Raw genomic sequence first — 17,455 nt, 5'->3', positions numbered from 1 at the left:
TGAAGCCCCCTGACGGCCGGGCGCAGAGTATAGACAGTTAGGCAACTAATGACAACGCGAAGCCCCTCGCTAAAAGCGGATTGCGCATGTTCTCCAAATGACGTATTAGCGGCCGGAAAATGCGCTCAAATGCAGCAGAAACGCCTCTTTCGGGCATGTTTTGGCAAATTGACATTCGAATTTATGTCTCTATAGTGTGGCGGGCCCTGCGTGGGGGGCTTCGGATGATTTCAAGCATAAACAGGAGGCCTCATATGGCTGACAAAAAAGCGCAGTTAATCATCGAGGGCAGCGCCCCCGTAGAGCTGCCAATCCTGACCGGCACTGTTGGTCCCGATGTAATCGACGTCAGAAGCCTGACCGCCACGGGTCGCTTCACTTTCGATCCCGGCTTCATGTCCACCGCCTCTTGCGAGTCGAAGATCACCTATATCGATGGCGACAAGGGTGTTCTCCTCCATCGTGGCTATCCGATCGAGCAGTTGGCCGACAAGTCGGACTATCTGGAAACCTGCTACCTGCTGCTCAACGGCGAACTGCCGACCGTCGAGCAGAAAGCCGCCTTCGTCAGCACCATCAAGAACCACACCATGGTTCATGAGCAACTGAAGACCTTCTTCAATGGTTTCCGCCGCGATGCCCACCCGATGGCCATCATGTGTGGCGTGGTTGGCGCCCTCTCCGCCTTCTACCACGACTCGCTGGACATCAATAACCCGCAGCATCGTGAAGTATCGGCCATGCGCCTGATCGCGAAGATGCCGACCATCGCCGCGATGACCTACAAGTACTCCATGGGCCAGCCCATGATGTACCCGCGCAATGACTTGAGCTACGCGGAAAACTTCCTGCACATGATGTTCAACACGCCGTGCGAGATCAAACCGATCAGCCCGGTACTGGCCAAGGCGATGGATCGCATCTTCGTCCTGCACGCGGACCATGAACAGAACGCCTCCACCTCCACCGTGCGCCTGGCCGGCTCCTCGGGTGCCAACCCGTTCGCCTGCATCGCTGCCGGTATCGCCGCCCTCTGGGGCCCGGCGCACGGCGGTGCCAACGAAGCGGTACTGGCCATGCTCGACGAGATCGGCGATGTATCGAACATCGACAAGTTCATCGCCAAGGCCAAGGACAAGGACGATCCGTTCAAGCTGATGGGCTTCGGTCACCGCGTCTACAAGAACTTCGACCCGCGCGCCAAGGTCATGAAGCAGACCTGCGACGAAGTCCTGGCCGAGCTGGGGATCGACGATCCGCAACTGGAACTGGCCATGAAGCTCGACGAGATCGCGCGCAACGATCCGTACTTCAAGGAGCGCAACCTGTACCCGAACGTGGACTTCTACTCGGGTATCATCCTCAAGGCGATCGGTATTCCGACCAGCATGTTCACCGTGATCTTCGCCCTGGCGCGCACGGTAGGCTGGATCTCGCACTGGAAGGAAATGCTCTCCGGCCCGTACAAGATCGGCCGCCCGCGTCAGCTCTACACCGGCGAAACCCAGCGCGACCTGGTCGCCCTGGAAAAACGCAAGTAAGCGAAGCGCAAAAGAAAAAGGCTGCCGATGGCAGCCTTTTTTCATACTGTCGGCATCACTTGCCGACGGGGCGGTTTTCCGCCTTGGCACGCAAATCCCGCAGGGTATTGAACGGCGCATCGACGACGAAGCTGTTGGCCAGCCACGACGGCACGCTACCGCCTGGATCGGTGTGCACCTGATAGGTCACTTCGACCTCATCGCCGCCCTTGGGCAGCAGGGTCCAATATCCTGTCACGCTTGCCACCCTGACGTAGTCGGCCTCTTTCGGCAGGTAGTCCGGCAACCCCTCCAGAGTACGCTTCAAGCCACCATCGGCAGTCTGCGAAGTGACCACATGGAGAATGGAGTCGCGCGAGGCCACCGGCCAGGGCGTCTTGAAGCGTGTATAGACCCAGCTTTCATCCCCCTGCTGCTTGAGCAGCTTCTGCGACTCGCAGGTATGAATCCAGGCACAGGCACCGGTTACATCCTCTTGCAGGCTACGCAGCGTGGCCACATCGGCCTTGATCGTGGTGATGCCGCGATAAGCCTTGTATTTCGAGCCCTCGACCTCGCTCAAATAGACTCGAATACCCGCCTCGTCCTTGGTCAGTTTCCAGTCCTCTGCATGAGCAGCGCCAAACAGCCCTAGCGCCAGGGCGATGCCAGTGACGACTCGACTCGATGTAACCATGTCATTTCCTCGTTGTTATTGGTTTGTTCTCAAGCCGTGGCCTGCTCCAGCCAGCCCAGCAGGCGAATCGCGTCTTCGCGGGTCTCGCCACAAACCTCGACGTCGGCCATGAACGCCGAGCAGACAGGGGGTCGACCGGGATGGCCGAATATTTCACACAAGCGTTCGAGCGTCAGGTGAATGCAGGGTTCACCGGCCGGCTTGCCGTTCGGCATACCGGGAATGGGCGAGGTGATGGATGGGGCCGTACAACAGGCACCGCAACCGGGACGACACTGCATGATGATCGACTCAGGTGAAAAACGGACAGGCGCGGCATTGTAGGGCCACGAGATAGGCCTTGGCAGTGGCAAAAATGCCATTCGTCATGCATTTTGCCGACACGCGCCTGAACTCCCTGTGGCGTGGCACTTGCCACACCGCGGTCCCATTTCGAACCGGAGAACCTGAATGCCCATCTGGCTACAAACCGCTGCGATGCTCACAGCATCCAACATCTTCATGACATACGCGTGGTACGGCCACCTGAAATCCCTGGGTAACAAGCCCTGGTACATCGCTGCGCTGATCTGCTGGGGCATCGCCCTGTTCGAATACCTGATCATGGTTCCGGCCAACCGCATCGGCTACACGGAGCTGAATGTGGCGCAACTGAAAATCATGCAGGAGGTCATCACCCTCTGTGTTTTCGTACCATTCAGCGTCCTGTACTTGCAACAACCGTTGAAGCTCGATTATCTCTGGGCTGGCCTGTGCCTGCTGGGGGCGGTGTATTTCATCTTTCGCTCATAACAGGACGCAGCGACACGGCGCCCGTCCCGCCACAAGCCTTCATTTCGTCAAACGCGCCAGCAGGCTCGAGGTATCCCAGCGCCCGCCGCCCTTGGCCTGGATGTCCGCATAGAACTGGTCGACCAAGGCGGTCAGCGGTAGCTGCGCACCGTTCCGGCGAGCTTCGGCAAGCAGGATCGACAGGTCCTTGCGCATCCAGTCCACGGCGAAACCGAAGTCATATTTGCCTTCGAGCATGGTTTCGTGGCGATGCTCCAGTTGCCAGGACTGCGCCGCGCCCTTGCCGATCACCTGCATCGCGCCATGGGCATCGAGGCCGGCGCGCTGGGCGAAGTGCAGGGCTTCGGCGAGGCCCTGGACAACGCCGGCAATGCAGATCTGGTTGACCATCTTGGTCAACTGGCCGCTGCCCACTTCGCCCATCAATCGCGCGGTCCTGGCATAGGCCTCGATCACTGGTTCCGCCCGCTGGTAGTGGCCCGGATCGCCGCCGACCATCACCGTCAGCATGCCGTTCTCCGCGCCCGCCTGGCCGCCGGATACAGGGGCATCGAGAAACCCGACCTGGCGCTCGGCAGCCAGCGCCGCCAGCTCTCGGGCGACATCCGCAGACGCCGTGGTGTGGTCGACCAGCACACTGCCCGGACTCATCCCGGCCAGCGCGCCCTCCCCACCCAGCACCACGCCGCGCAAGTCATCGTCGTTACCGACACAGGTCATCACGAACTCAGCGCCCTCTGCCGCTGCGCGCGGCGTAGGCGCAGGGTCTCCGCCAAAACGCTCCTCCCATTGCCGGGCCTTTTCCCGGGTGCGGTTGTAGACCGTCACCTGATGCCCCTCACAAGCCAGGTGCCCTGCCATGGGAAAACCCATGACGCCAAGACCGATGAATGCAACCTTCGCCATGACTCACCTCCGCCGTTGTCTGTTCCTTGAGACTAGTCGTTTGCCGGGAGCATGAAGCCCTTCCATACTCCCGGCTCACACGAACAGAAGATCCGCAGCGATACAGGGAGCCCTCATGCGGCAATGGCTGGTGATCGACCTGGAAGCCACCACGGAAGAAGGCGGCTGGCCAGTGGCGGACATGGAAATCATCGAGATCGGTGCCAGCCTGGTCGCCGCTGACGGGCGTGAACTCGAGCACTTCCAGCGCTTCGTTCGTCCCCTGCGGCGGCCTTGCCTGACTACGTTCTGCCAGAAACTCACGCATATCCGCCAAAGTGATATCGATGGTGCCGGCACGCTGGCCTCGCTCTGGCCGCAGTTCGAACACTGGCTGGAGCCTCATCGCCCGCATCTCGAAGGCTGGGTAAGCTGGGGCGACTACGACAGGCGCCAGTTCGAACAGGAATGGCGGCGCCAGGCCATCGACGCCAGCCTCGCGCGCATTCGTCACGTCAACCTCAAGCAGGCCTTTGCCAAGGCCCGGCATCTGCAGCGTCCGGTCGGTTTGCACAGCGCCCTGCAGCTGTGCGGGCTGTCGTTTCAGGGACAGCAGCATCGTGCGCTGGAGGATGCCCGCAACACCGCCCGCCTGTTGCCACAGGTTTTCCCCACCTGAGAGCCCGATGATGACGCGCCCGCCCGCCTTGGGCATACTGGCCCACCTTTTTCCAGCTCCTTGAGGAAGCCCGTATGTTCAAGGTCAACGAATACTTCGACGGCACCGTCAAATCCATCGGTTTCACCACTGGCCAAGGCCCGGCCACCATCGGCGTGATGGCACCGGGTGAATACGAGTTCGGCACCAGCCAGCTGGAAATCATGCACGTGGTATCCGGCGCACTGACCGTCAAGCTGCCAGGTAGCGAAAACTGGGAAACCTATGCCGCCGGCAGCCAGTTCACCGTGCCGGCCAACAGCAAGTTCCAACTGAAGGTCGCGGTCGATACCGCTTACCTCTGCGAATACCACTGAGCCTGACGGCCTCGACGAAACCGGCCGAATGGCCGGTTTTTTCTTTACTGCCCAGAGAATCTCCATGCCCCGCTCCGCCCTGCTGCTGCCCATCGGTCTGTTGCTCGTCGCCATGACCTCCATCCAGAGCGGCGCCTCTCTGGCCAAGAGCCTGTTCCCGCTGATCGGCGCCGAGGGCACCACCGCTTTGCGCCTGGGCCTGGGTGCGCTGATCCTGGCCGTGACCATGCGCCCATGGCGTACGCCCATCACCCGCCAGTCCTGGCGCCCATTGGTGGCGTACGGCGTGGCACTGGGCTGCATGAACCTGATGTTCTACATGTCGCTGCAACGAATCCCGCTGGGGATCGCCGTGGCGCTGGAGTTCACCGGCCCCCTGGTACTGGCGCTGCTGGGTTCGCGCCGGCTGATCGATTTCGCCTGGATCCTGCTTGCCGCCTTCGGCCTGTGGCTGCTCCTTCCCGTTGGCCAGAACGATGCCCACCTCGATCCCATCGGTATCGCCCTGGCCCTCGGTGCGGGAGTGAGCTGGGCCTTCTACATTATCTTCGGGCAACAGGCGGGTGCCAGCCACGGGCCACAGGCCGTGGCACTCGGCACGGCGATCGCGGCGCTGCTGGTATTTCCGGTTGGGCTCTGGCAGAACGGTGCGGGTCTGTTCAGCCTGGATATCCTGCCAATCGCGCTGATTGTCGCGATCATGTCCTCGGCCCTGCCCTACAGCCTGGAGATGGTCGCCCTGACCCGCTTGCCGGCCAGGGTCTTCAGTGTGCTGATGAGCATCGAGCCGGCCATTGCCGCGCTGTCCGGCCTGCTGTTTCTCGGCGAACGCTTGAGCGCTATCCAATGGCTGGCCGTCGCCGCGATCATCACCGCCTCGACTGGCACAGCACTGACCATCAAGCCGAAGGGCTGAGGCAAGGCAACGGCTCCGGTTGCGCTGCCGCCGCCCTATCGCGTACCTAGCGCACGCTCGCGGAAATCCGCATGCCTTGCAGTTCGGCCAGGTATTCGTCGAGGTCGAGCAGGCCGATACAGGGCATGGCGCCCCGTTCGGCCTGAGCGCCAGCCGCCAGCTTCCGGGTCAGGGCCACGGCGGCCATGCAGGGAATGTTCGGCCCGTCGTTACCCAGTGCCAACAGTTCCCAGGTCAATCGCAGCGGTTTGCCTTGTGCGTCGATGCCATTCAACTCCACGAACATCCCACTCAAGCCATCGCCCAAAGGCTCCAGCATCACCGCGCCGCGGCGCAGAAAGGCCGCCAGCGGCACGGCACTGCGCAGCAATCCGCAGCGCACCAGCCAGGACAACAACCAGGTGCCGTACTGGGTGATGCGCAGGCCGACACCGGCGGAGAAACGTACGCTGCGCACGCCCGGATAACGCGCCGGGAACAGCTCGACATCCGGTACGTCGCAATTGACCATCCGGCGCCGGCCGAGCGGCCTGGCGAAATCATGGATCGCCAGCTCCTGCCAGCCGTAGGCCTCGCGCCAGGCGCCGTCGCGCCATTGGCGGAAAGGTTTGCCGCAATAGTCGAGCACCGCCGCCAGGGTCGACAACCCTGGCGTCTTTTCCGAAGAGCTGATGCCGTGCCAGATGCTGTCGAGGCGCGCGAAACGCGGCAGTAGCCGATCCACCACCGCCGAGCTCAGGGCCGGCACCGAACTGGCACCGGCACAGACCAGCACACCCGCCGCGCGTGCCGCTTCGTCCAGCTCGCCGATGCCACAGACGAAGGCACGCGCATCGGCCAGGTCGACATAATGCGCCCCCGCGTCGATCGCAGCCTTGGCCACCCGATAGTCCTGGTTCTGAAACGGCCCGGCGGTGGAAATGACCAGATCGGCCGCCAGCTCGCGCAAGCGCTGGGCCAGGGCGGGCTGGTTCATGTCCAGCCTTACCCCTTCGCCCCCCAGCTCACGCGCAAGTGCCTCGGCCTTGCCGGCATTCCGCCCGGCGATCAATGTACGCACGCCCGCCATTGTCACCAGACGCCGGGCGATGACACTGCCGAAATTACCGTAGCCCCCCAGAATCACCACCACGAACGGCTTGCCGACCATGCCCCTGCTCCTCATTGCTCATGACTGAACTGCAAGGCCGCCAGACGGGCATACAACGGGTTGCTCGTCAGCAACTGCGCATGGGAACCGATGGCCACCAACCGCCCCTGATCGATCACGGCGATACGGTCGGCACTCTTCACCGTGGCCAGGCGATGGGCAATGACCAGCGTGGTCCTTCCGGCCATCAACTGCGGCAGGGCCTGCTGGATCAGGTGCTCGCTTTCCGCATCCAGCGCACTGGTGGCCTCGTCGAGCAGCAGGATCGGGGCATCGGCGAGCAACGCCCGGGCAATCGCCAGGCGCTGGCGTTGACCGCCGGAAAGCCCCACGCCCGCCTCGCCCAGGTGGGTCTGGTAGCCCTGGGGCAGGCGCTCGATGAACTCATGGGCATGGGCCGCCCGCGCGGCCGCCACCACGTCGGCCTGGCTGGCATCGGCCTTGCCGTAGCGCAGGTTGTCCTCCACGCTGCCGAAGAACAGCGCCGGGTTCTGCGACACCAACGCGAAGCAGCGGCGCAGATCGCGCGGGTCGAGTTTGTCGATGGCGATACCGTCGAGCAGGATCTGGCCCTGCTGGGGATCGAAGAAGCGCAGCAGCAATTCGAACAGGGTGGATTTGCCGGCGCCGGAAGGCCCCACCAGGGCCAGGGTTTCGCCAGGCCTTACTTGCAGATCGATACCATCGACCGCGAAATGCTCGGGTCGCGATGGATAGGCGAAGCGCACGCCCACAAGGCTCAGATGCCCTTCGATCTGTTCCGGCAGACGCAGCAGCCCATCGCTCGGCGCAGTGATCGCATTGCGGGTCTGCAACAGTTCGGCGATGCGCTCCGCCGCGCCGGCCGCACTCTGCAGTTCGCCGATCACTTCGCTGATCGCACCGAAGGCCATGCCGACGATCAGGCTGTAGAACACGAATGCCGCGAGGTCACCGCCGGTAATGCGTCCAGCGATCACGTCCATGCCGCCAACCCAGAGCATCACGCCCACCGCGCCCAATACCAGGACGATGACCAACGTGACCAGCCACGCACGCTGGCGAATGCGCTTGCGTGCCGTGTCGAAGGCCGCATCGACGGTCTTGCCGAAGCGGCTCTTGTCCTGATCCTGATGGTTATAGGCCTGTACCGTCTTGATCTGGCCAAGGGTTTCGCCGACGTAGCTGCCGACATCCGCCACCCGATCCTGGCTCTGCCGCGACAGGTTGCGCACGCGACGACCGAACAGCAGAATCGGCGCCACCACCAACGGCAGCGCGAGCATGACGATGGCGCTGAGCTTGGGATTGGTGAAAAACAGCAGCGCGATACCGCCGACCGCCATGATCAGGTTGCGCAGCGCCATCGACAGCGACGAACCGATCACCGTCTGCAACAAGGTGGTGTCGGCCGTCAGGCGCGACTGGATTTCCGAGGCGCGATTGCTTTCGTAGAATCCCGGATGCAGCTCGACCAGATGATCGAACACGCGCTTGCGGATATCGGCGACGAAGCGCTCACCGATCCACGACACCAGGTAGAAGCGCGTGAACGTTCCGATTGCCAGGCACAGCACGAGAAAGAAGAACAGCAGGAGCGAATGCTCAAGGGCCTCCTGGGATTGGGTCGCCAGGCCACGGTCCACCAACAGACGGATGCCCTGGCCCATCGACAAGGTAATGGTGGCAGTAAACATCAAGGCCAGCAGTGCCCCGATCACGCGCCAGCGATAAGGCGCGACGAAACGCCAGGCCATGCGCAAGGCACGGCCTTGGCGGGAAGACAGGATGGAAGACATGCACGGCTCGCAGCGGACAGGACGATAGCCAGCAAATGGGGGTGTACACGGCGTACATCAAGCAAATCCGGCAATTATTTGCTCATCGACGGTTGAATCTGTTAGCTGGCTAACCAAAAATACCGCCGGCCTTCCGCCACCAGGACCGGAAGCCTTGCCTGCGGAGCCCTCGATGTTCGCCCAGATTCTCGCCACGCTGCTGCCGGTGTTTCTGATCGCCGGCTGTGGTGCCTTGTACGGTCGCCTGCGCAATCCCGACATCCGCGTGCTCAATAGCCTGAACATGGAACTGTTCGCGCCGCTGCTGGTGTTCGCCGTTCTCGCCGACGGCAAGGCGCCTTTGCAGGACTATTCGCAACTGGCCCTGGCCGCCGCGCTGGTGGTCCTCGGCTCCGGCCTGCTGCTGTGGCCTATTGGCCGGTTGTTCAAGCTCGACCTGCGCACCTTCCTGCCACCGATGATGTTCAACAACACCGGCAACATGGGCATTCCATTGCTGGTCCTGGCCTTCGGCGAGCAGGCGCTGCCTGCGGCAATCGTGGTGTTCATCACGGAAATGGTCCTGCACTTCTCGGTCGGCCTGTACATGCTCGATCCGCACGGTTCGCTGCGGCGCCTGCTGCGCCTGCCCGTGGTGCTGGCGACCCTCGCCGGCCTGGGCCTGAACCTTTCGGGCATCCACTTGCCCGGCTGGTTGCTCGACTCCAGCCACCTGCTCGGCAGCATCAGCGTACCGCTGATGCTGTTCGCCCTCGGCGTGCGCATGCTCGACGTCGACTTCAGCAGTTGGCGCCTGGGCCTGCTCGGCGCCATCGCCTGCCCCGCCAGCGGCCTGCTGATGGCCTGGCCATTGGTCAATCTGTTCGACCTACCGGCGATCCAGCTCGCTTCGCTATGGGTATTCGCGGCCCTGCCACCGGCGGTGCTCAACTACATCCTGGCCGAGCATTACCGGCAGGAGCCGCACAAGGTCGCCTCGCTGGTGCTGATCGGCAACCTGGGCAGCGCCGCAGTGCTGCCTGTGGTGCTGGGCATTCTTTTTGCCCAGGGTTACGGGCCAGGCTGATCGCCAGAGCGAGCATCGAGGAAACGCCGCCCGTGGTCGGCGTCGGGCAACATGCACACCGCGTATCGACCGAACAGGCGATAGCGATTCAGCGCGATGCGGTCATAGCCCCAGTCGCGCAGCGGCCTGGGAAGCACGCGCAAGGCGGCCAGCGCCCGCCATGGCCAAGGGAGTTGGCCGACGATACGCAGCACTGCGTCCGAGCGGACGAACAGGCGAGCGCCTTCCAGATAGGCCATGGTCTCGAAATGATCGGTGGGCAGGCCCAGCCAGCCCAGGATCGCCTGGCCTTCCGGCGACTGCACCGAACACAACAGGAAGCGCCGCTGGCGGTCGTGGCGAATGAGGAAGTTCGCCCAGCCATTGCACAATTTGCAGACGCCATCGAACAGCACGACACGATCGCCCGCCTGGACGAAAGGTGGCAGGGCTTCTCCGCTCATGGCCGGCCCTTGAGGCGATAGTGCCCTGTGATCGCGAAGCGCATGAGGATGTCGTCCTCCTGGGTGCCACGACCGATGTTGTGCAGGATCAACGGCCGACCATCCGGGGCCCTGCGGTCGGAGACGATACCGATATGCGGGAGACCGCTGTCCAGGCGCCAGGTGACGATGTCGCCAGCGCGGTAATCCTGCACCCGTTCGCTGACCGGCAGGCCCATGCCCTGGCGCTTGAACCAGGTCATCAGGTTGGGCACGCGGCGGTGATCGATGTTGCGATCCGTGCCGCGCAATCCCCAGTCACGCGGATACTCGCTGAAATGGCGGCGCATATCCTCATGCACCGCCTGTTGCAGGTCCAGCCCCTGGGCACGCAAGGCGCGGATCACCACGTCGGTACAGACCCCGGTCGCCAGCGGCACGTCACCGCCGGGATAGTCGAGACGGCGATAGACCGGGTCATAGCCCAGGGTCACGCCGACCTGGCTGCGGGCAGCAACGACCAGGCGCTGCGGATCGACAGGAGCGGCCCAGCCATCGAGCACCAGGCACAGCAGCACGGCGATCAGCAGCGGGCGCATCAGTCACCCAGCTTGGAAGTGGCGCAACCGACCGACTTGCACTCGCTCACGCGGGCTTCGAGAAAGGCCGAACGCTCGCGGGTCATGTTCAGCGCGCAGTCCAGGTTGACCGTGCTCGGCCCAACCAGGCAGGCCTCGTTGCGCTTCTTGATCCAGGCCACCTGGCCTTTCTTGAGCGTGGTTTTCTGCTCGTCATCGAGCTGCGCGCGCAGGTCGCCATAGCCCTTGTTCAGGCGGCTGTCTTCCTGGATGTAGACCTTGGAGAAGCAGTACACGGCGTCGAAGCCCTTGAGGTTGGGGTTGTCGCAATTGTCGGCGAAGACCGATGCGCTGGCACAAAGCAGGCCCAGGGCCAGGGTGGTTTTGCTGGAGAGAGACATTCGAGCTCCTGAATGACGAAAGTGGTTGGCGCTGGCAGAGCTTAGCCGCTTCGCTCGCTCGACGTCATGATGCGCCGCACGTCCTGCCATTCGCCAGGTTGGCTGAACGCCTGCCGCCCGGAACAGTCCACCCTTGTCATGCGCCAGTCATCAGCCGCTGCTAGGGTCTGTTGCGCATGGACCCGATGAACGAGGAGACGAGCCATGAGCTTGCAGCACAACGCCCCCGTGCAACACCCCGCCCCCACGCAACCACGGCACCTCATCGGTGGCGCCGTAGTGGACGCGCAGGGTCGCGAAACAGCGATCACTGAAAACATGATCCAGCAAGCCTGCCAGGACCTGGACCGGCAGTGGCGCGACGCGCGCAAAGGCCCAGGTGCCAGACCTCAGCGGGCCTAGGGTCCGTTGACGTTTCGGCCTGGAGGTTTTGAGGCAGGAGCGGACGTTCCACGAACACCCGGTCCACACTTAATCGTCATTCCCGCGAAGGCGGGAATCCAAATGCTTTGTGTTTTCTGGGTTCCCGCCTTCGCGGGAATGACGACTACAGGCATCGCGTTAGCACGAACGACCGCTCCTGCCTCGTAGCAGCCATTCAAGCCGAAACCTCAACAGGCCCTAGAGCAAACGCGCGCCCAGCGCCTGCACGACTCGGCGCAACTCGGCCGATTCACCGTCCAGCGCAACGCTCAGCCCATCGATTTCGCGTCGCGCCGGGTAATGCTTGCGTAGCGCGTCGAATGCAGCGCGTCGCTGCAGCGCGTCACCCTGCAATGAGCGGCGGAAGGCGGCATCGTCGCCACGTGGGTCATAGACCGCACGGCACAGGGTGTTCAGCGCCCAGCTCGCCGGAGTCGAGGCATCCAGCGTGACGCGCCGCAGCCAGGTGGCCGGAAGCAGTTCGTCCAGGCTGACCGTCTGCGCTTCGCCCAAAGCCTGGCAAAACGCCTGGTGGATCTGTGCCGTGCCGCGCAGCTTGCCTTCCAGGCTGTAGCCGGCAATGTGCGGCGTGGCGATCTGGCAATAAGCCGCCAATCCCGTATCGACTTGCGGCTCGCCCTCCCAGACATCCAATGCCACGCGCAGGTCCGCCCCCACCGCCAGGTGCTCACGCAGGGCACCATTGTCGATCACCGCGCCACGGCTGGCATTGATCAGCCAGGTGCCTGGCTTGAGTGACTCTAGCGCCGACCTGGACAGCAAATGACGGGTCTCGGCGTTCAGCGGCGTGTGCAGACTGATGGCATCGCAATCGCGCAGGATTTCCTCCAGCGCCACGAAATCACCACCCTCCAGCGCCTGACGTGGCGGATCGCAGACCTTGACGTGCCAACCCAGGCCTCGCAAGACCTCGACCAGGCGCCCACCGACCTGACCGGCCCCCACCACCCCATAGGTGCGTCGGCCCAGTTCCGCGCCGCTGCTTTCGGCCATGGTCAGCAGGCAGCCCAGTACGTAGTCGACCACGCCTCGCGCGTTGCACCCCGGCGCGCTGGACCAGGCGATACCGGCCTCGCGGAAGTAATCCAGGTCGAGGTGGTCGGTGCCGATGGTGCAGGTGCCGACGAAACGCACCTTGCTGCCTTCCAGCAAGGCGCGGTCGACCTGGGTCACCGAGCGCACCAGCAGTACCTCGGCATCGGCCAGCGCCTGGCGCTCGATGGCACGCCCGGGACAGCGCCGAATCTCGCCGAAGCGCGAAAAGAAAGCGTCTACCAGTGGGATGTTTTCGTCGGCAACGATGAGCATCGCTCGGACCTGCAAGGATAAGGGCTGTCATTCTAAGGCTGGAGGCCGCAACGAGCCCTCACTTTTTGCAGTGGCCCATACGGCAACTGCAGCCGTAAGCGCGGGGGCTCTTGCCTGAGGCTAATCCGCCTTCTTGCGAATCCAGTACAGATAAGTGCCGCCCTCTTCGCCCTGCTCCACCAGCTCGTGGCCGAGGAAGACGCAGAACTTGGGAATGTCGCGGCGCGTCGACGGATCGGTGGCGACTACCTGCAGCAATGCGCCGCCCGGCAGATCGCGCACCTTGTTGTGCAGCATCATCACCGGCTCGGGGCAGTTGAGGCCGGAGGCGTCGAGAATGGCATCGGCTTGCAGGGTCATCGGGCTACTCCGGTTGCGGGCGGGCATTGTAGAAAAGCTGTCGTAAGCTGCAAGCCCAAGCGCCAAGTAAAAGAAGCGATTGACGCGCAGCCTCAGCGGTCGAGCCTGCGCAGATGGCAGGTCACTTCCTCGCGGTCGTGGTACAGCTGCTTGCAGGCGATGGACACCTTGATCCGCCGCTCGGCGAAGCCGTCTTCCAGGCGCTGCAACAGGCGCTTGACCTCGGCATAGCGCTGCTTCATCGGCAACTTGAGGTTGACCACCGCCTCGCGGCAATGACCTCCTCCGATCCAGTCATCCAGCAACGCGGCGTTGCGCGCCGGCTTCTCGACGATGTCGCAGACCATCCAGTCCACCGGCTGCCTGGGCTTCCAGACGAAACCATCGACCATCAAGTGGGTAACCAGGCCGGTGTCCATCAGGCTTTCCGCCATCGGGCCGTTGTCGACAGCGGTGACCAGCATGCCACGACGTACCAGCTGATAGGTCCAGCCGCCCGGCGAGGCGCCGAGGTCGACCCCGGTCATGTCCCCGGACAGGCGCGTTTCCCACTGCTCGCGGGGGATGAACTGATGCCAGGCTTCCTCCAACTTGAGCGTGGAACGGCTTGGCGCCTCGCGGGGGAACTTCAGGCGCGGAATGCCCATGGGCCAGAGCGCCTGGTTGCCCGTCTCGGCCATGCCGACGAACACTTCGCGGCCGCTGCGAAAGGTCAGCAACAGGCGCGGCTTGCCGGCATCCTCGACCAGTCGCCCGGCCTTGGTAAGTGCCTTGCGCAGTGGTCCCTCGAATTTCTTGCAGAAGTTCGACAGTTCCTTGCCATCATTGGTATCGAAGACTTCCAGCCATAGGCTGCCGAATACCGGCAACTCGGCCAGATGCTGCAACAGCACACCGATACGGTCGCTTTCCGGCAAGGCGACGAATTCTCCACGAGCCCACTGCCTGGGAAAGATCAACCGTTCGAAACGCAGCTCGCGCATCAGCCGCTCGCCGCCGCCCGGCTCAGTGCAGACGAACTCGGCATAGGCACTGGCCGGCTTACCCTTGGCATAGCCCGCGACGCCGATAAGAGCGGCCTGTTCGGATATTTCGGCGCAGACCTCGCCCTCGAAACCGGGGCGACAATGCAATAGCAGCGTGTTCATCGAGATGTCTCCTGAGGGCGCGCATGATAGCGAAAACTGGAACCGCAGCGCTCTGCTTCCGGTCCAGTTAGATATAGGCGCCCCATTGGTGCGCCCTGAGCCGACCCGGATACGGGCAGCAAGGCAGCCGCAAGACGCTGCCGCGACCACCGGCCCGCGCCGTGCGGGCCATAAGGAGATGAGCGATGCCGTCCCTCGACAGCCTGAATTGCCGCCGCGAACTGCAGATCGGCGACACCATCCATCACTACTACAGCCTGCCCCATGCCGCCGAACAGTTGGGCGATATCAGTCGTTTGCCCTTGTCATTGAAGGTGCTGCTGGAAAACCTGCTGCGCTGGGAGGATGACGTGACCGTCAACCGGCAGGACATCGGCGCCATGGTCGCCTGGCTGGACAAGCGCGCCTCCGACCACGAGATCCAGTACCGCCCGGCCCGCGTGCTGATGCAGGATTTCACCGGCGTGCCGGCCGTGGTCGACCTCGCCGCCATGCGCGCCGCGATGGCCAAGGCCGGTGGCGATCCGCAGAAGATCAACCCGTTGTCGCCGGTGGACCTGGTGATCGACCACTCGGTGATGGTCGACCGCTACGGCTCCCCGGCGGCCTTCGGCGCAAACGTCGATATCGAGATGGAGCGCAACGGCGAGCGCTACGCCTTCCTGCGCTGGGGCCAGAGCGCCTTCGACAACTTCCGCGTGGTGCCGCCGGGCACCGGCATCTGCCACCAGGTCAACCTGGAATACCTGGGCCGCACCGTATGGACCAAGGAAGAGGACGGCAAGACCTTCGCCTTCCCCGATACCCTGGTCGGCACCGACTCGCACACCACCATGATCAACGGCCTCGGCGTGCTCGGCTGGGGCGTGGGCGGTATCGAGGCGGAAGCGGCCATGCTCGGCCAGCCGGTGTCGATGCTGATTCCCGAGGTGATCGGCTTCAAATTGACCGGCAAGCTCAAGGAGGGCATCACCGCCACCGACCTGGTGCTGACGGTGACCCAGATGCTGCGCAAGAAAGGCGTGGTCGGCAAGTTCGTCGAATTCTACGGCGACGGCCTGGCCGAGCTGCCCCTGGCGGACCGCGCCACCATCGCCAACATGGCGCCGGAATACGGCGCCACCTGCGGTTTCTTCCCGGTCGATGAGGTCACCCTCGATTATCTGCGCCTGTCCGGCCGCCCTGATGAAACCGTCGCCCTGGTCGAGGCCTACTGCAAGGCCCAGGGCCTGTGGCGCGAGAAAGGCCAGGCCCCCGTATTCACCGACAGCCTGGAGCTGGACATGGGCAGCGTCGATGCCAGCCTCGCGGGGCCCAAGCGCCCCCAGGACCGGGTACCGCTGGCCAAGGTCGGCCAGGCCTTCGACGACCTGCTCGGCCTGCAGCTCAAGCCCGAGGGCAAGGAGGAAGGCCGCCTGCTCAGCGAAGGCGGTGGCGGCACCGCAGTGGGCACCGCCGAATCACACGGCGAGATCGACTATGAATACGACGGCCAGACCCAGCGCCTGAAAGACGGTGCCGTGGTCATCGCCGCCATCACCTCCTGCACCAACACCTCCAACCCCAGCGTGATGATGGCCGCCGGTCTGCTGGCGAAAAAGGCCGTGGAAAAAGGCCTGCTGCGCAAGCCCTGGGTGAAGAGTTCGCTGGCGCCCGGTTCCAAGGTGGTCACCGAATACTTCGCAGCGGCCGGCCTGACGCCCTACCTCGACACGCTCGGCTTCGATCTGGTCGGCTATGGCTGCACCACCTGCATCGGTAATTCCGGCCCATTGCTCGACCCCATCGAGAAAGCCATCCAGCAGGCCGACCTGACGGTTGCCGCCGTGCTATCCGGCAACCGTAACTTCGAGGGCCGCGTGCATCCGCTGGTGAAAGCCAACTGGCTGGCTTCGCCGCCGCTGGTAGTGGCCTACGCCCTGGCCGGCAGCGTGCGCATCGACCTGAGCCAGGACGCCATTGGCACGGGCAAGGACGGCCAGCCGGTCTACCTCAAGGACATCTGGCCCAGCCAGCGGGAAATCGCCGAGGCGGTCGCCAAGGTCGACACGGCGATGTTCCGCAAGGAATACGCAGCGGTGTTCGATGGCGACGAACAATGGCAGGCCATCCAGGTACCGCAGGCGGCCACTTATGTCTGGCAGGACGATTCCACCTACATCCAGCACCCGCCGTTCTTCGAAAACATCGCCGGGGCGCCGCCACGCATCGAAAACATCGACGGCGCACGCATCCTGGCCCTGCTCGGCGACTCGGTGACCACCGACCATATCTCGCCCGCCGGCAACATCAAGAAGGACAGCCCGGCCGGGCGTTACCTCAGCGAACACGGCGTGGACTACGCCGACTTCAATTCCTACGGCTCGCGCCGTGGCAATCATGAAGTGATGATGCGCGGCACTTTCGCCAATATCCGCATCCGCAACGAAATGCTCGATGGCGAGGAAGGCGGCATTACCCGCCACATCCCGAGTGGCGACAAACTGGCGATCTACGACGCGGCCATGCGCTATCAGGAGCAAGGCACGCCCCTGGTGATCTTCGCCGGCAAGGAATACGGCACCGGCTCGTCCCGCGACTGGGCGGCCAAGGGCACCAACCTGCTGGGCGTGAAAGCGGTGATCGCCGAGAGCTTCGAACGCATTCACCGTTCGAACCTGGTGGGCATGGGCGTGCTGCCCCTGCAATTCACCCAGGGCGATGATCGCAAGAGCCTCAAACTGACCGGCAACGAAACCATTGGCATCAGCGGCCTGGATGGCGAGCTGAAGCCGAAGATGCCGCTGCGACTGGCCATTCGCCGGGACGATGGCGAGATTCAACACATCGACGTGCTATGCCGCATCGATACGTTGAACGAGGTGGAATACTTCAAGGCCGGCGGCATCCTGCATTACGTGTTGCGGGATCTGCTCGGCAAAAGCGCGGATCGATAGGCGTGTCGGCCGCAGCCAA

Annotated in this window: 19 protein-coding genes; 8 read left to right on the top strand and 11 right to left on the bottom strand. The window is 63.5% G+C overall.

Going from position 1 to position 17,455, the window contains the following annotated elements:
* The first annotated feature begins 254 nt into the window (after positions 1–254).
* Complete coding sequence (gltA, locus tag ACSZPK_RS06360) at positions 255–1,541, top strand: citrate synthase (protein WP_437880571.1); 1,287 nt, start codon at positions 255–257, stop codon at positions 1,539–1,541.
* Between the two features lie 55 nt (positions 1,542–1,596).
* On the opposite strand, the gene ACSZPK_RS06355 is transcribed toward gltA, so the two are convergent.
* Positions 1,597–2,217: an START domain-containing protein gene (locus ACSZPK_RS06355; protein ID WP_437880570.1), complete on the bottom strand. Its 621-nt coding sequence runs from the start codon at positions 2,215–2,217 to the stop codon at positions 1,597–1,599.
* Positions 2,218–2,246: 29 nt separating this feature from the next.
* Positions 2,247–2,498, bottom strand: a complete 252-nt coding sequence (locus ACSZPK_RS06350) for a YkgJ family cysteine cluster protein (RefSeq protein ID WP_437880569.1) — start codon at positions 2,496–2,498, stop codon at positions 2,247–2,249.
* 169 nt (positions 2,499–2,667) lie between these two features.
* Between ACSZPK_RS06350 and ACSZPK_RS06345 the strand changes: the two genes are divergently transcribed.
* Entirely contained in the window at positions 2,668–3,009 is a 342-nt protein-coding gene (locus ACSZPK_RS06345; RefSeq protein ID WP_437880568.1) for a DMT family protein, read from the top strand.
* Between the two features lie 39 nt (positions 3,010–3,048).
* Here the strand turns inward: ACSZPK_RS06345 and ACSZPK_RS06340 are convergent, their stop codons facing one another.
* Entirely contained in the window at positions 3,049–3,915 is an 867-nt protein-coding gene (locus tag ACSZPK_RS06340; RefSeq protein WP_437880567.1) for an NAD(P)-dependent oxidoreductase, read from the bottom strand.
* 115 nt (positions 3,916–4,030) lie between these two features.
* On the opposite strand from ACSZPK_RS06340, the gene ACSZPK_RS06335 reads away from it, so the two are divergent.
* From ACSZPK_RS06335 to rhtA, 3 genes are all read left to right on the top strand, one after another.
* Positions 4,031–4,573, top strand: coding sequence for an exonuclease domain-containing protein (locus ACSZPK_RS06335; protein WP_437880566.1), 543 nt, complete (start codon positions 4,031–4,033; stop codon positions 4,571–4,573).
* Positions 4,574–4,647: 74 nt separating this feature from the next.
* Complete coding sequence (locus ACSZPK_RS06330; RefSeq protein ID WP_437880565.1) at positions 4,648–4,929, top strand: pyrimidine/purine nucleoside phosphorylase; 282 nt, start codon at positions 4,648–4,650, stop codon at positions 4,927–4,929.
* 64 nt (positions 4,930–4,993) lie between these two features.
* On the top strand, positions 4,994–5,845 hold the full coding sequence (gene rhtA / locus ACSZPK_RS06325) for a threonine/homoserine exporter RhtA (RefSeq protein WP_437880564.1): 852 nt from the start codon (positions 4,994–4,996) through the stop codon (positions 5,843–5,845).
* Between the two features lie 46 nt (positions 5,846–5,891).
* Here the strand turns inward: rhtA and ACSZPK_RS06320 are convergent, their stop codons facing one another.
* Together ACSZPK_RS06320 and ACSZPK_RS06315 are read right to left on the bottom strand one after the other, a co-directional pair.
* Complete coding sequence (locus tag ACSZPK_RS06320; RefSeq protein ID WP_437880563.1) at positions 5,892–6,995, bottom strand: saccharopine dehydrogenase NADP-binding domain-containing protein; 1,104 nt, start codon at positions 6,993–6,995, stop codon at positions 5,892–5,894.
* An 11-nt stretch (positions 6,996–7,006) separates the two neighbouring features.
* Positions 7,007–8,773 carry an ABC transporter transmembrane domain-containing protein gene (locus ACSZPK_RS06315; protein ID WP_437880562.1) on the bottom strand — a complete coding sequence of 589 codons (1,767 nt, stop codon included), beginning with the start codon at positions 8,771–8,773 and terminating at the stop codon, positions 7,007–7,009.
* A gap of 172 nt (positions 8,774–8,945) precedes the next feature.
* Between ACSZPK_RS06315 and ACSZPK_RS06310 the strand changes: the two genes are divergently transcribed.
* On the top strand, positions 8,946–9,839 hold the full coding sequence (locus tag ACSZPK_RS06310) for an AEC family transporter (protein ID WP_437880561.1): 894 nt from the start codon (positions 8,946–8,948) through the stop codon (positions 9,837–9,839).
* Here the strand turns inward: ACSZPK_RS06310 and ACSZPK_RS06305 are convergent.
* Genes ACSZPK_RS06305 through ACSZPK_RS06295 form a run of 3 tightly spaced genes read right to left on the bottom strand, consistent with a single transcriptional unit; the run spans position 9,824 to position 11,240 of the window.
* Positions 9,824–10,282 carry a thiol-disulfide oxidoreductase DCC family protein gene (locus ACSZPK_RS06305; RefSeq protein ID WP_437880560.1) on the bottom strand — a complete coding sequence of 153 codons (459 nt, stop codon included), beginning with the start codon at positions 10,280–10,282 and terminating at the stop codon, positions 9,824–9,826. The two genes, ACSZPK_RS06310 and ACSZPK_RS06305, sit on opposite strands and share 16 nt — an antisense overlap.
* On the bottom strand, positions 10,279–10,860 hold the full coding sequence (locus ACSZPK_RS06300; protein WP_437880559.1) for a DUF1287 domain-containing protein: 582 nt from the start codon (positions 10,858–10,860) through the stop codon (positions 10,279–10,281). Before ACSZPK_RS06300 ends, ACSZPK_RS06305 begins: the two co-directional genes overlap by 4 nt.
* The gene (locus ACSZPK_RS06295) at positions 10,860–11,240 is read right to left on the bottom strand and encodes a lysozyme inhibitor LprI family protein (RefSeq protein ID WP_437880558.1); all 381 of its coding nucleotides are present in this window, start codon (positions 11,238–11,240) and stop codon (positions 10,860–10,862) included. The genes ACSZPK_RS06300 and ACSZPK_RS06295 overlap by 1 nt, the downstream gene beginning before the upstream one ends.
* 204 nt (positions 11,241–11,444) lie before the next feature.
* Between ACSZPK_RS06295 and ACSZPK_RS06290 the strand changes: the two genes are divergently transcribed.
* A complete protein-coding gene (locus tag ACSZPK_RS06290; RefSeq protein ID WP_437880557.1) occupies positions 11,445–11,642 on the top strand; it encodes a PA1571 family protein in 198 nt (65 codons plus the stop codon).
* A 219-nt stretch (positions 11,643–11,861) separates the two neighbouring features.
* On the opposite strand, the gene pdxB is transcribed toward ACSZPK_RS06290, so the two are convergent.
* The 3 genes from pdxB to rlmM all read right to left on the bottom strand — a co-directional run bounded on the left by pdxB (position 11,862) and on the right by rlmM (position 14,500).
* Entirely contained in the window at positions 11,862–12,992 is a 1,131-nt protein-coding gene (gene pdxB, locus ACSZPK_RS06285) for a 4-phosphoerythronate dehydrogenase PdxB (protein WP_437880556.1), read from the bottom strand.
* 120 nt (positions 12,993–13,112) lie between these two features.
* Positions 13,113–13,352, bottom strand: coding sequence for a sulfurtransferase TusA (gene tusA / locus ACSZPK_RS06280; protein ID WP_437880555.1), 240 nt, complete (start codon positions 13,350–13,352; stop codon positions 13,113–13,115).
* 92 nt (positions 13,353–13,444) lie between these two features.
* Entirely contained in the window at positions 13,445–14,500 is a 1,056-nt protein-coding gene (gene rlmM, locus ACSZPK_RS06275) for a 23S rRNA (cytidine(2498)-2'-O)-methyltransferase RlmM (protein WP_437880554.1), read from the bottom strand.
* Between the two features lie 185 nt (positions 14,501–14,685).
* Here rlmM and acnA point away from each other — a divergent pair, with 185 nt between their 5' ends.
* Positions 14,686–17,436, top strand: a complete 2,751-nt coding sequence (acnA, locus tag ACSZPK_RS06270; RefSeq protein WP_437880553.1) for an aconitate hydratase AcnA — start codon at positions 14,686–14,688, stop codon at positions 17,434–17,436.
* Positions 17,437–17,455 lie beyond the last annotated feature (19 nt).

Source organism: Pseudomonas sp. LRF_L74 (assembly GCF_965644255.1).
Classification (GTDB): Bacteria; Pseudomonadota; Gammaproteobacteria; order Pseudomonadales; family Pseudomonadaceae; genus Aquipseudomonas.
This window is presented reverse-complemented; position numbering and strand designations above follow the sequence as displayed.